The sequence below is a fragment of the Streptomyces sp. NPDC002851 genome, from assembly GCF_053591935.1.
Genome location: NZ_JBSFUT010000004.1, coordinates 318,398 through 331,563 on the forward strand (window position 1 = coordinate 318,398; position 13,166 = coordinate 331,563).

The window sequence follows — 13,166 nt, forward strand, 5'->3', positions numbered from 1 at the left end:
CGGCGGCATCGGCGGCATCGGCGGCATCGGCGGCATCGGCGGCATCGGCGGCATCGGCGGCATCGGCGGCATCGGCGGCATCGGCGGCATCGGCGTCGCGGCTGAGCTCCTGCTCCATGAGGATCCCCACGACCCGCCACGGCTCCTGCTCGGGTGGTTCCGGCTCTCCCATTCGGCGTGGCTCCGCAGCCACGGGGCTCCCCGAGTAGCCGGAGAAGTCGCCTAGCAACTGGTCCACCGTCAGCTGTACCGCCGCGAACTCCCCACCTGCCGCACTGCGGTGGCTGACCGGGGCATGCGTCACGGTGCCGCTCAGCTGAGGGTTATCGTTCCGAGGCCGGTACCGGCCGCGCCAACGCACCTGCGGACGCGGCCAGTCGGTGGGCGGCGCGGGCGGCAACTGGTGGGCGTGTGCGTTCTCGACGGCGATCAACGCGAGATCCATCTCCTCCACCGAGTCGCACACCCGGCCACTGACACGGCGGCGGTCCGGCAGCCGCAGGTCCACTCGGGCATCGAGCGACGAGAGGCCGCGCAGGCAGTGCAGCGCGGTGAGGACGAAGCCGCGGGTGATGAGGAAGCCGGCGCCCAAGTGCCGCTCGCCCTCTTCGATGTGGACCCAGTGGGTCGGCTCGTCGTGGCCCTCAGCCCTCTTCTCGGTCCCCCTCATCGCGCGTTCGCGGCCCGCTCCACGGTGAGTGTCACTTCGAAGGACGCCTCGGCGGACGCCTTGGAGAGAATGACCCCGGCCTCGGCCGACAGCGTGAGACCGAACACGACTTCCATGCTGCGTACCGACCAGCCGCCGCGCTCCTCCACCTGGGCCAGGGAGTCCTGGGCGATCGCGGACGCCTGCACGATGGCCTCCTGCACCTCGGCCGAGCGATCGCCGAGTGGAGCGGACAGCCGTGCCCTGCTGCCGATCTGCCGAGCACCACGCCCGTCGAGCTCGACCGTCTCCACCCGCACGACGGGCCGTGCCGCCGAAGCATCGTCCGCCAGTTGGTCCCCCACCAAGTCCTCCTCGCACGCCACGGTCGATCAGACGACAAGAGTAGAGGCCGACAGCCGAGTTGAAGTGAGGAAGCCGAGGATCGCCCCCGCCCATCCATGGCGTGCCGTTGAGGGGGCCAGGCCGGGAAGCGGAGTGGAAGTGGAGTGCCTTGGGCGGCTCAGCGGAAGGCGTCGACATTCTCCGAAACCCACTGGGGGAACGGCCGGGCCGCGGAGCCGGAGATCCTTGGAACCGTGTCGCGCACCGTCAGCAGTTCGTCGTTGACGTGGCCGCCCGTCAGATCCAGTACGGCATCCGCGGACTCGTCACCCAAGAACGCGGACAGGTGACGGTGGGCCTCCTCCCGGCTGATCTCCGCGAAGGGCACCTCCCGCCCCAGGGCCGCCGCGATGGCCGCCACCTGCTGCCGGGGCGTCACCCGCTCCGGTCCGGTCAGCGCGTACGTCCGCCCCTGGTGACCGGGCTCGGTCAGCGCCACCCGCGCCACCGACGCGATGTCGGCGGGGTGGATGGCGGGCAGCCCGGTGTCCGCATACGGCACGCGGACCGCTTGATTCTCGCGGATGGACGCCGCCCACCACAGGGCGTTCGAGGCGAACTGCGTCGGCCGCAGAATCGTCCAGGCCATACCGCTGTCCTTGAGCAGCCGCTCGACGGTCATGTTCTCGCGGGCGGGGCCCAGATGCGGATGCGTCTGGACGGTGATCGACGACACGAGCACCACATGCTCGACCCCGGCCCGCCGGGCAGCGGTGAGGATGTCGGCATCCGAGCCCATCCGCGACAAGAGGAACATCGAGCGCACGCCCTCCAACGCGGGCTTCAGCGAGGCGATTTCAGCGAAGTCACCCTCACTCACCTCGACCTCCTCGGGGAATGAGGCGCGCGCAGCGTCACGAGTGAGCCCCCGCAGAGGCCCGGCACCGCACGCGTGCAGCTCGTTCAGCAGAGCTCTTCCTACGTTCCCGGTGGCTCCCGTCACGAGAATCATGAGCGTCGCCTTCTCCCCATGCCAGATGATCAATTGGGGGAAACGCTAGAAGCTGAACCGCACTTGAGGTCAACAAGAACTCCGCAGGCAGCTCAGCGCCTGCATGGCCTCGCGCTCTATGCGCGACAGATCGCGGAGGGCGGTGCCTGCCCGCTCGAGGTACTCCTCGTCGCCTGATGCACCGGCCTTTGTGATCAGTGCTGCGGCTTCCGTCCACAGGGTGGCTGCCTCGGTGTACAGCCTGTGGCCGGTGCGTAGGTGGCTGCTGTCGAGCAGTTGGGTGCATTCGGCGAGGAAGTCGCGGTAGAGGTTACGGAAGAGGGCGCCGCCGGTGCCCGCCTTCTCCATCAGGAGGGCGGCCTGCGGTAGGTCCCGCCGCGGGTTGTCGGTGCGCTGGAGCCATGTGCGTACCAGCTGGCCGGCCTTGTCGATTCCGCGGTGGCCCAGGTTGGCGATGGGCGGGTTGAGGAAGGCGTCGGCGCAGGTGGTGATGGCGGGAACGATCTCGTCCTGTGGGGAGGGCGGGTTCTTCGGGGCGGTGAGGGTGAAGGACCGGTGCTTGGCGGTCATCGGGCCGCGTGCGGCTCTGGCCTGGGCGAGGCTGGTCAGGCTTGTGGAGACCGCTCCGCCTTGCTGGTCGGTGTCCACCAGGTAGGCGTCGTGGTCGTCGTAGCCGTACATGGCGACGACATGACCGCCGAAGTGCACCTTCGACCCGAAGTAGTCCAGGTAGTAGCTGTCCAGCTGCAGTCCGACGGGGTGGCCGGCATCGATGGGGGCCGCCACGTTCTCCCATGCCCTGCGGGGCGAGGTGGTCTCCTGGACCAAGAGGTCAAGGCCGAGTCTGGTGGCCAGGTTCCTGGTGAGGTCGAAGGGCTTGATCCGTCCCCCGAGGAACGGGAAGCTCATGTTCTTGCTGTCCCAGTAGATGAAGGACAGACCGGAGCCGAGGCCGAAGAGCATGGGCTCGGACAGATCGAGTCCTTGGTGCCGCAGCAGCACCCCCAGAGCTGTCGTCTCGCAGTGCTGCGTACCGCGGACGTCGATGTCTCTTACCGTGGTCATGCCATGCTCTCCTGGGCCCTCCTCAGTTGGAGATGGCAAGGCGCAGGATACGGGCCGTGCGCAGACAGGATGTCCACGACTCCAGGGGTGTTCACGTCGGCAGCGTGTGCGGAGGGGCGGTCCGGAAGGTGCGCCGGTACGCCGCCGGGGTCGTCGCCAGCGTTCGGTGAAAGTGCTGGCGCAAGCTGTCCGCGCTGCCCAAGCCGCTCCGCCCCGCCACCGCGTCCACCCCCAGATCCGTCGTCTCGAGCAACTCCCGTGCCCGCGCGAGGCGTTGCAGGTTCAGCCACTTCAGGGGGGTGACGGCCCACCTCCGCCGTGAAGTGGCGGCCGAATGTGCGGGCGCTCATCCCTGCGCGGGATGCCAGCTCGGTGATGGTCAGGGGGCGGTGGGAGTGCGTACTGCGTCTGGTCGCCCTCCCGGTGTGGGGCCACGACCATGCGGCGGCCGACCTCCGCTGCCGCTGCCGTGCCGTAGTCGCCGCGCACGATGTGCAGGCACAGGTCGATGGCCGCGGCCGTGCCCGCGCTCGTGAGGATGGAGCCGTCGTCGACGTACAGGGAACGGTCGTCGACGCGTACATACGGATGGCGGCGGCGCAGCTCCTCCGCGTACATCCAGTGGGTCGCCGCCGTACGCCCGTCAAGGAGCCCGGCCGCGGCAAGGACGAACGCGCCCGAGCAGAGGGAGGCGATCCGCGCCCCGTGGGCATGCGCCTCGCGCAGCGCGTCGAGCAGGACGTCCGGCGGTTCGTAGCTGTCCACGATGCAGTCGGGACCACGATCAGATCCGCGTCAGCGTCACCGTCTTCTTCCTGGGGCTCGGCACGATCGCGGGACCCTCGCTGCTCGGTGCGTGGGCGGAACTCCAGGGCCTGCGGGCCGCGTTCCTCCTCACGGCGGGCGTCGCGGCGCTCGCCCTGCTCTGCGCTCCGCCAAGGCGTAGCGAAGCGCGGGGGCATGGACGACGCCATCAGGCCCCGGATCAGGCGTACGAGGCCGTGGACGGGGCCGTGGACGGGGCCGTGGACGAGGCCGTGCCGACGAGGTGAGCTTCCGCTTCACCGCCGGGCCAGGCCCGGCCCTCCCCGTACCAGCCGTGTCACGCCTCGAGGCGCTCGGCGTAGGCCTCGGTCGGAGGGTACGGCGTGGGGGCGGTCAGGCCGGCCGACCAGAAGCCCGTGGTGCCGGGGATGGGGGTGACGTCGTTGAGGTAGGGAGCTTCCGCCGTACCGGCCGGGCCGCGGACGACGGTCCAAGCCGCGCCGTTCCGCCGCAGGTAGGTGCTGCGGCTCTGGTCCCGGTAGTTCCAGCCGGAGATCCAGGCGGCGCGGCCCTGTGCGTCACCCGCGATTCCGGTCAACGACCCGGCCGTGAAGCCGGGTTGGACCCGGGTCCAGGCCGTACCGTCCCAGTGGGCCAGGACGGGACTGCCGGGGCGGCCGGGCGGCCCGCCGACCCCGAAATCGGTCCCGACCGCCCATACGTCGTCCGCGGCTGCGGCGTGCACATCGGCGATGCTCAGGCGGGGGCCGGGGATCGGGGGCAGCACGGTCCACGCCCCGTCCCAGCGGGCCACGAGTCCGGACCAACCTCCGCCGGACGCCTGGTCGCCGCTCACCCACACCTCGTCCGCGGAGCGCAGGACGATCCGGTACAGGCTCGCGCCCGCCACCGGCAGTGGATCCAGCCACCGCCATTGCTGCCCGTCCCCGTGCAGCAGCCGGGCGGCGCCGTCCCGGATGCCGCAGATCCACACGCGTTGGTCGGGGTCGACCGCCACCGCGTCGAGGCGGAGGCCCGGTTCGCCCTGGCCCGGGAAGGGGGCCTCGTGCCAGGTGGTTCCGTCCCAGCGGAGCAGCGGTCCGGCGTCCCCGGTGGGCAGGCCGACGCTCCATGCCGCGGTGGGGGAGACACCGGAGACGTCGCTGAGGCGCCCGGCGTGGTCGAGATGCGTCAGGTCGGTCTTCGACCAGCGGTTGCCGTCCCAGAGCATGGCAAGGGCGCGCCCCTGCGACGTTCCGGCACGGCCCTCTTCGCCGACGGCCCAGGCCAGTTGGGGCCCGGTGGCACAGATGCGGCGCAGTTGCGCGGCAGGGGTAGTGCCGGGCGTCGGCACGGCCTGCCAGCCCTGCGTCGCACGAAGCGCGGGCGACGCATCGGCTCCGGCTGCGGGGCTCGCGCCGAGCGCGAGCCCCGGGAGTGCGCCAACTGTCCCTGCCACAAATCGTCTTCGTCTCACGGCTGGGTCCTTCCAGGCGAGTTCTAGGCGAGTTCCGGGCGAGTTCCCGGTGAGTTCCCAGTGAGTTCCCGGTGGATTTCCGGGCGAGTTCCGAGTGAGGAGGTGGGCCACGATGAGGCAGCGCGGCAGGGAGGTCTAGATATACGCGTGACAAACCGCCGAGCCGTAGCCGCGGATCCCCGTCCGTCCACGTATGGAAGCCTCAGTCCCGACCGTGCCTCGGCGTGAGCTTCTCCTCCATCCAGGCAACCCCGAAGTCGACCACGTCGCGAGCCTCGAACAGCACGCTCTCCGCCGCGCCGACCCTGCCCCGCAGGCCGATTCCGGTGGCGAGCATCTCCTGGGCGATGGCGTCGAAGGGCCACGTCCCCTCGGGTACGACGGCGGAGTAGTCGAAGGCGCCGTCCGCGGAGTCGATGTCGTGGAAGCGGCGCCAGGTGCGCTCGCCGTTCACCAGGATCGGCTGCTCGTACTCCACGTACCGCTTGCCGGGGGCATCGGCGAGCGCCTCGGCGTGGTGCAGCAGGGTGAGGGAGTCCAGGGGCGCGCCCAGAAGCAGCACCCGCCCGCCCAGGGAGACGAGGCGGGCCAGGGGGCTGTCGGGGCCGTGCGGATCGTCCCAGGGGTGGTCGGCCATCAGCTGCTGCGCGTGGGCGCCGAGGGCCGCGAAGCTCGCGTCGGGGTGTCGGCTGCGGACGGCGCCGGGGCGCAGCCGGAGCGCCTCCGGAAGGCGGCCGTAGGAGTGGTCGGCCTCGCTCAACCGGGGGTCGTAGGCGGGGTGTTCGGCGCGGATGGCCTGCTGCCAGGCATCGGGCCAGTCGGTGAACTCGTATGGCGGGGCGTCGTTCCAGCCGCAGGTCACCATGAGGGTGCCGCGCTCTCCCACGACGTCGGCGAGGGCGTCGATGACCGTCTGCGTGCCGCCCGGGACGTATCCGATCGCGGACATCCGCGTATGGAACATCACGGTGTCACCGGCGGCGAGGCCGAGGCGCGCCAGGTCGCGGGCGAGGCGGCTGCGGGTGACGGGGCCGTCGGAGAGCTCGAGGAGGGCCATTTCGTCCATGTCGGCGACAGTAGCCCCGGCGCCCCGGCCGGTCCTGTCATTTTGGGGCGGGCGGGCTCCGGGCGGGCTCCGGGCGGCCCCGGGCGGCCCCGGGCGGGCCCCGGGCGGGATGGCGTGCGTCGAGCGGTATACGAGCGAAGACGCCGCGTACATCGCGGAGTTGGGCGGAGACGGAACGCCCGTCGGAGCCTTGGTGCTGGACTCGGGCCGAGTCCGCAGCTGCCGATCGCGCCTGCGGGGGGGGGCGAACTGGTCGCGTTCTACGAGCGCAACGGCTTCACCCCCACCGACCGCTTTCGGCGCGGGGATCCGGGAGCGGCGGCGACGCCCGGTGCTGCGCGGGACGGCCGCCAAGCCGGTCCCGAGACCGGCCGGGACATGTGCTGGCCCGGCCGGAACATGTGCTGGCCCGACCGGTTGGCTGACGGCGCACGGGTGTTGAGCCCCCCAGTTCGGAAAGGCCCCCGGCGCCCGGCCGTTCACCAGGTGGGGCGGGCGCTCACGCCACCGTCGACGACGAGGTCCGTGCCGGTGATCCAGGAGGCCGCGCCGGAAGCGAGGAAGACGCAGGCGCTGCCGATGTCTTCGGGGGCGCCCATGCGGCCGAGCGGCGCGGCGGCCATCCAGCGCTGGACCCCGTCGGGCCAGTCGTCGGCCAGGCCCGGGCGGTCGATCAGGCCGGGGGAGACGGTGTTGACGCGGATTCCGTGCAGGCCGTACTCAAGGGCGGCGGAGCGGGCGAACATGACCAGGGCGGCCTTGGCGGCGTTGTAGTGGGCGTGCCCGGGGGCCGCCTGGTGGGCCTCGATGGACGCGATGTGGGTGATGCTGCCGCCGTGCTGCCGCATGGCGCGGGCCGCCGCCTGGGTGCAGGACAGGGCGCTGGTGGTGTTCGCCCGGTACATGCCGTCCCAGTCGTCGGGGGTCAGGTCGGGGAGCTGCTTCACGGGCTGGATCCCGGCGCTGTGGACCAGGGCGTCGAGGCGGCCGTGGTGGGCGGCGGCCTCCTCGATGAGACGGTGCGTGGCCACTTCGTCGGTCAAGTCGGCGGTCAGGACGGACGCTTGGCCACCCGCGGCCGTGATCTTCTCGGCGACGGTACGCGCCCGGTCCGCGCCGCGGTGGCCGTGCAGGACCACGGTTGCCCCGGCGCGGGCGAACTGCCGGGCGACACCGGCACCGATGCCGCCGCTGGCTCCGGTGACCAGGGCGACCTTGCCGGTGAGGTCGGGCAGAAGAGGGTCACGCACCTGAGGCTCCTTCGGTCATACGGGTGGGCGCCCCGGGACGGTGCAGGGCGCGGATGAGAGACGTGCGGTGGGGATGGCGGGCACACAGCTCGTGTGCCGTGGAGTCGTCGGCACCTTCGTAGTCCCCGGGCAGAAAACCCGGCGCCATGGTGGTGCCGAAGAGTGACCACGCCCCACCGGGCGCGACGCGCGCGCCCATCCAGGCCCCGGCGGGGATCACCGCCTGCGGCACCGCGTCGGGCCCTTCGCCACCGAGGAGCAGGACGCGGTCGGCGCCGTCCGGGGCGAGCAGAAGCAGCTCCAGCGGGTCACCCTGGTAGAAGTGCCAGACTTCGTCGGTGGGCAGGCGATGCAGGGCCGAAAAGCTGTCCTGCCCGCTGGTGAGCAGCGCGATGATGGCCGTACCACTCGGGCGGCCCGTCCCGTCCTCGGGCCCGGCCCAGGTCTCCCGGAACCAGCCCCCTTCCACGGGCAGCGGACGCAGCCCGTGACGCTCCACCAACTCGGCGGCGGTGCCGTGCGGTTCCGGCATGGGCTCTCCTTCTGTACGGGATGAAGGTGCGCGCGGACAGCACTACAGGACTGTAGGGGGGACGGGGCGGGCGTGGTGGCCGTCTGTCGGATCTTGGCCGGGCATGAACTGCCGTCCTCGCCGGGCGAACGCGGAGCGGCGTAGTACCCACTTTTTTGTGGGTACTTGGCAGCGCGCGACGGCCAGGCGAACCTCGTTGTGGGCGGCGATCGGCGGACCACACGAGTCGGGGGGCAGAGGCGATGCAGATCAGGAGACCGTTCGGGCCTCGGCGAGTCGCTCCAGGCGACGGTGACCCCAGTCAGAGACGGGCGCGAGCGCCTCGGAGAGCTCTCTGCCGAAATCGGTCAGGGAGTACACGGTCTTCAGCGGCATCACATCGTGTACGTCCCGGTGCACGAGTCCGTCCGTCTCCATTTCGCGGAGAGCCTGAGTCAGCACCTTCTCGCTGAGGCCCGGCAGTTGTCGGCGCAGCTCACCGGGGCGGTGCGGGCCGGACTCGAGGAGCCAGAGCAGAGCGGTCTTCCACTTGCCGTCGATCACGGCGATCGCGGCGGTCACTCCACAGACGTTCAGGTCCTGGGCCCGACTACGCGTCATCTTCGCCCCATTTCCAATCTTTTGTAGTTGTTCGTAAGGGAGTTGAACCATGTCAACGAAGTCAACGAAGTCAACGGAGTCAACCACGTCCATGCATCCCGGGATGCAACCCGAGACGCATGCCGAGACGCATGCCGAGACGCATGCCGAGACGCATGCCGAACAGTCTGCCGTCACCGTGCTCGGTCTGGGCCCGATGGGCCGGTCCCTGGCCGACGCCTTCCTCGACGCGGGACTGCGGACCACCGTATGGAACCGGACCCCGGGCAAGGACCGGGAGCTGGTCGCACGGGGCGCGGTCGGTGCCCGATCGGCAGCGGAGGCGGTCACCGCGAGCGAGCTGATCGTGGTCTGCGTGGTGAACTACGACGCGTCGGACGCCATTCTGCGGCGCGACGAGGTCGCCGATGCGCTCAAGGGGCGCACGGTCGTGAACCTGACCGCCGATACCCCGGACCGGGCTCGGGACACGGCGGACTGGGCGGCCGGTCACGGCATCCGCTACCTGGACGGCGCCATCATGACGCCGACCACGACCATCGGAACGTCTGACGCGGTGTTCCTCCACGCCGGTCCGGAGGAGCTCTACCGGGAGCACAGGCCGGTTCTTGACGCGCTGGGCGGCACCCATACCCACCTTGGCGAGGAGGTCGGCCGGGCGGCGGCCTACGACATCGCGCTGCTCGACATCTTCTGGACCGCGATGGCGGGCTATGCGCACGCCCTGGCGGTGGCGCGGGCGGAAGGCGTGACGGCACGTGAGCTGGCGCCGTTCGCGAGCGGCATCGGCGCGATCCTCCCGCCGATCTTCGAAGAGACCGCGGAGGACGTGGAGAGCGGCAGCTTCTCCGGCGAGGGCAATCCGATCACCTCTGCGGTGTCGTCCATGGCCCATATCGTCCACACCTCCGAGGCCCACGGCATCGATGCGGGCGTGATGCGCGCGGCCGAGGGCATGGCCCGCCGCGTCATCGGACTGGGCCACGGCGCGGACGGGTTCAGCCGGATCGCCGAGGTCCTCGGCCGTCGCTGAGGAGCCGCTGAGGAGCCGCCGAGGAGCCGCCGAAGAACCACCGAAGAACCACCGAAGAGCCGCCGAGGAAGCCGCTTGCCTATACGGCCTGATTCGTACGGGGCAAGGTGCGAGGGGCAAGGCGCGAGGGACAAGGCGCGAGGGACAAGGGACAAGTCCTGGGCGCTTACGGTGACTTGGCCGCGTCGCGCCAGACGGTGATCGTGAACGTGGCGCGGTCGGCCGGGGCGGGATCGCGCAGGGTGACGAGGGCCGCGTGGCCGTCCTGGGTGAAGAGGCACACCTGGCGACCCGCGCCGATACCCTTCAGCTCGATGTTCTGGGTGAACCCCACCTGCTTGTGGCAGATCGTCAAGGATCCCTCGCGGTGGGCGGAGAGCAGGGCGAGGCGGTTGCCGTCGCGGGTGCGCAACCGTCCGCGGTGGTAGCGGAAGTCGATCCGGTCCTTGTTCCAGGTTCCGGAGCGGTCCGGCTTCAACGGGTCGGCGTCGAGGTTGATGTGCCAGCCCTCGGGCAGGCGGACGGTGCCCTGGACATCCGGGGCGGGCTCCGTGGGCTCCGCGGACTCCGTGGGCTCCGTGGGGTCCGCGTCGGTGCTCGTATCAGGACGCGGATGAGGCTGTGGCTGTGGCTGCTCGGCCCCGTGCCGCCCGTCGGTTTTGTCGCCGGTGCCGGGCAGAAGGGCGTACCCGGCACCGGCGACAAGCGCGAGAACCGCGCACACGGCGACGGCCAGGAGGGTCCGTCGGTGCCGCGCGGCACGGCCCGGCGCCGCGGCGGCGGCCGTACCGGGAGACACGGCCGCCCCAGGGCGCTCCCTACCTGCGCTCGCCGAACTGGCCTGCCCAGACGCGCTGTTGGAGCCCGCTGCCCCGTACCGGGCCTCGGGAGCCTCAAGACGGAGGTCGTTCAAGGCGTCGGGCGAATCCGGGGGAGCGGCGCTGTCGCTCGGCGCCCCGGGTCCGGATGACGGCGTGCGCGGCGGTGCGTGCGGTGGCGTGTGCGGCAAGGCCGAGGCGAGGGTGGGCGGGAGCCACTGATCCGGGCGGCGCAGCGCTCTGGCGTCGACCGCCGCACGACAGGCCGCCATGATCTCGGCGAGGGAGGGACGGTCGGCCGGGTCCTTGACGAGGCAGTGCGCCACGAGGCCCCGCAGGGGTTCCGGAAGGGCGTCGATCCGCGGGGGCTCGTGCACCACTCGGTAGAGCAGCGCCTGTACGTTGCCCTCGCCGAACGCGGACGACCCGGTGGCGGCGAAGGCGGCGATCTGTCCCAACGTGAAGATGTCGCTCGCCGGGCCCACGTCCCGCCCGCCCGTGGCCTGTTCCGGCGACATGTACGACGGCGTACCCACCACGTGCCCGCTGACCGTGAGCACCGTGGCCTCGGCGGCGCGGGCGATGCCGAAGTCGATGAGGCGGGGGCCGTCCGCGGCGAGCAGGACGTTGGACGGCTTCAGGTCGCGGTGCACGATGCCCGCACGGTGCACGGACTCCAGCGCCTCCGCGATCCCGGCGACGAGCAGCAGCACGGAGTCCACGGGCAGGGCTCCGTACCGCGCGACGGCGTCGGCGAGCGAGAGCCCGGGAACGTACGAGGTGACCAGCCAGGGGCGTGGCGCCTCGGTGTCACTGTCGAGGACGGGCGCGGTGAACAGCCCGTCCACGAGGGCCGCGGCACGCACCTCCTGACGGAACCTGCGCCGGAAGTTGTCGTCCTCGGCCAGCTCCTGTCGTACGACTTTGACGGCGACGGCTCGGCCGCCGGGTGTGTACGCGAGGTACACCCGTCCCATGCCGCCGCTGCCGATCCGGGCCCGTAGCCGGTACCGGCCCACCTGAACGGGATCGTCCTCGCCGAGTGGCTGAAGCCGCGGCGCCCCCGTGCCGGACTCGCTCATGGACCTGCCGCACCTCGCCCCCGCGCACCCTCGATGGAACAGACGGCACGCTATCGAAACCGGCGGTCACCGCGCGAACGGCCGGGGCAGGTCGGGAGGCGGCCGATCGGGCCGCCCCTGGGCGTCGGAGGCCCAGAAGACCGCCCTTCCCGGCGGGTCCGTGGTCCGTGGTCCGGGGTCCGTGGTCCGGGGAAGGGCGGTCGGTGCGTTTCTTCAGTGGCCTGCGGTGAGTTGTCCGGCGAGGCGGTCGTGCATGTCCGCGCTGGGCTCGTTCAGGCCGATGATGGTGACCTTCTTGCCGCGGTCGGCGTACTTGGTCTCGATGGCGTCCAGGGCGGCCACCGACGAGGCGTCCCAGATGTGGGCGTCGGACAGGTCGATGACCACGTCGTCCGGGTCGTCCTTGTAGTTGAACTGGTAGACGAGGTCGTTCGACGAAGCGAAGAAGAGTTCGCCGGTGACCGCGTACACCACCTGCTTGCCGTCGGGGTCGACGACGCCGGAGACCTGGGCCAGGTGGGCCACGCGCTTGGCGAAGATGACCATGGCGGTGAGGGAGCCGACGACCACGCCGATGGCGAGGTTGTGGGTGGCCACCACGCACGCGACGGTGACGACCATGACCGTGGTCTCGCCCAGCGGCATCCGCTTCAGGGTCTTCGGCTGGACGGAGTGCCAGTCGAAGGTGGCGACGGACACCATGATCATGACGGCGACGAGTGCGGCCATCGGGATGTCGGAGACGACCGGCCCGAACACGATGCACAGGACCATCAGGAGCGATCCGGCGAGGAAGGTGGACAGGCGGGTGCGGGCGCCGGACACCTTCACGTTGATCATGGTCTGGCCGATCATGGCGCAGCCGCCCATGCCGCCGAAGAAGCCGGTGACGATGTTGGCGATGCCCTGGCCGATGGACTCGCGGGTTTTGTTGGAGTGGGTGTCGGTGATGTCGTCGACGAGCTTGGCGGTCATCAGGGACTCCATCAGGCCGACGAGTGCGAAGGCGAAGGCGTACGGCGCGATGGTGGTGAGCGTGTCCATCGTGAACGGCACGTCCGGCAGGCCCGGCACCGGCAGCGAGGAGGGCAGTTCGCCCTTGTCGCCGACGGTCGGCACCGCGATCCCGGCGCCGATGGTGATGACGGTGAGGATGACGATGGAGACCAGCGGGGCCGGGATCACGGTGGTGATCTTCGGGAAGAAGACCATGAGCAGCAGGCCGCCCGCGATGAGCGGGTAGACGGGCCAGGGCACGTCGCTCATCTCGGGCACCTGGGCCATGAAGATCAGGATGGCGAGGGCGTTGACGAAGCCGACCATTACGGAGCGCGGCACGAACCGCATCAGCTTGGCGACGCCGAGTGCGCCGAGCGCGATCTGGATGAGTCCGCCGAGGATGACGGCGGCGATCAGGTAGCCGAGCCCGTACTCGTGATTGAGCGGGGCGATGACCAGGGCCATCGCGCCGG

General features: G+C 70.9%; 12 protein-coding genes and 2 pseudogenes. 2 read left to right on the forward strand and 12 right to left on the reverse strand.

The genetic code is table 11. The annotated features are described in order from the left end of the window. The 7 genes and pseudogenes from ACWD10_RS06855 to aac(3) form a co-directional block, all read right to left on the reverse strand. On the reverse strand, positions 1 to 670 hold a 670-nt coding region (locus ACWD10_RS06855), incomplete at its 3' end, for a S1 family peptidase (RefSeq protein WP_451087769.1). Beyond that, on the reverse strand, positions 667 to 1,014 hold the full coding sequence (locus tag ACWD10_RS06860) for a CU044_2847 family protein (RefSeq protein WP_451087771.1): 348 nt from the start codon (positions 1,012 to 1,014) through the stop codon (positions 667 to 669). The genes ACWD10_RS06855 and ACWD10_RS06860, both read right to left, overlap by 4 nt. A gap of 158 nt (positions 1,015 to 1,172) precedes the next feature. Continuing rightward, the gene (locus ACWD10_RS06865; protein WP_451087773.1) at positions 1,173 to 2,006 is read right to left on the reverse strand and encodes an SDR family oxidoreductase; all 834 of its coding nucleotides are present in this window, start codon (positions 2,004 to 2,006) and stop codon (positions 1,173 to 1,175) included. 69 nt (positions 2,007 to 2,075) lie between these two features. After that, on the reverse strand, positions 2,076 to 3,071 hold the full coding sequence (locus tag ACWD10_RS06870) for a BtrH N-terminal domain-containing protein (RefSeq protein ID WP_451087775.1): 996 nt from the start codon (positions 3,069 to 3,071) through the stop codon (positions 2,076 to 2,078). 91 nt (positions 3,072 to 3,162) lie between these two features. Beyond that, positions 3,163 to 3,868 (reverse strand): annotated as a pseudogene (locus tag ACWD10_RS06875) (helix-turn-helix domain-containing protein); the annotation flags it as partial. A gap of 305 nt (positions 3,869 to 4,173) precedes the next feature. After that, on the reverse strand, positions 4,174 to 5,295 hold the full coding sequence (locus ACWD10_RS06880; protein ID WP_451087777.1) for a hypothetical protein: 1,122 nt from the start codon (positions 5,293 to 5,295) through the stop codon (positions 4,174 to 4,176). A gap of 220 nt (positions 5,296 to 5,515) precedes the next feature. Beyond that, on the reverse strand, positions 5,516 to 6,379 hold the full coding sequence (gene aac(3) / locus ACWD10_RS06885; RefSeq protein WP_451087779.1) for an aminoglycoside 3-N-acetyltransferase: 864 nt from the start codon (positions 6,377 to 6,379) through the stop codon (positions 5,516 to 5,518). Positions 6,380 to 6,479: 100 nt separating this feature from the next. On the opposite strand from aac(3), the pseudogene ACWD10_RS06890 reads away from it, so the two are divergent. Beyond that, positions 6,480 to 6,694: pseudogene (locus tag ACWD10_RS06890) on the forward strand (GNAT family N-acetyltransferase); the annotation flags it as partial. A gap of 164 nt (positions 6,695 to 6,858) precedes the next feature. Here the strand turns inward: ACWD10_RS06890 and ACWD10_RS06895 are convergent. The 3 genes from ACWD10_RS06895 to ACWD10_RS06905 form a co-directional block, all read right to left on the reverse strand. Beyond that, positions 6,859 to 7,629 carry an SDR family NAD(P)-dependent oxidoreductase gene (locus ACWD10_RS06895; RefSeq protein ID WP_451087781.1) on the reverse strand — a complete coding sequence of 257 codons (771 nt, stop codon included), beginning with the start codon at positions 7,627 to 7,629 and terminating at the stop codon, positions 6,859 to 6,861. Next, positions 7,622 to 8,161, reverse strand: a complete 540-nt coding sequence (locus ACWD10_RS06900) for a cupin domain-containing protein (RefSeq protein ID WP_451087783.1) — start codon at positions 8,159 to 8,161, stop codon at positions 7,622 to 7,624. The genes ACWD10_RS06895 and ACWD10_RS06900 overlap by 8 nt, the downstream gene beginning before the upstream one ends. A 249-nt stretch (positions 8,162 to 8,410) precedes the next feature. Beyond that, positions 8,411 to 8,761 (reverse strand): winged helix-turn-helix transcriptional regulator, encoded by a 351-nt coding sequence (locus ACWD10_RS06905; RefSeq protein ID WP_451087785.1) that lies wholly within the window; start codon positions 8,759 to 8,761, stop codon positions 8,411 to 8,413. Positions 8,762 to 8,864: 103 nt separating this feature from the next. Here ACWD10_RS06905 and ACWD10_RS06910 point away from each other — a divergent pair, with 103 nt between their 5' ends. Beyond that, positions 8,865 to 9,794: an NAD(P)-dependent oxidoreductase gene (locus ACWD10_RS06910; RefSeq protein ID WP_451087787.1), complete on the forward strand. Its 930-nt coding sequence runs from the start codon at positions 8,865 to 8,867 to the stop codon at positions 9,792 to 9,794. A gap of 166 nt (positions 9,795 to 9,960) precedes the next feature. Here the strand turns inward: ACWD10_RS06910 and ACWD10_RS06915 are convergent, their stop codons facing one another. Together ACWD10_RS06915 and ACWD10_RS06920 are read right to left on the reverse strand one after the other, a co-directional pair. After that, positions 9,961 to 11,694: a protein kinase domain-containing protein gene (locus ACWD10_RS06915; RefSeq protein WP_451087789.1), complete on the reverse strand. Its 1,734-nt coding sequence runs from the start codon at positions 11,692 to 11,694 to the stop codon at positions 9,961 to 9,963. A 213-nt stretch (positions 11,695 to 11,907) separates the two neighbouring features. Then, a partial coding sequence (locus tag ACWD10_RS06920; RefSeq protein ID WP_451087791.1) for a SulP family inorganic anion transporter occupies positions 11,908 to 13,166 on the reverse strand: 1,259 nt, incomplete at its 5' end.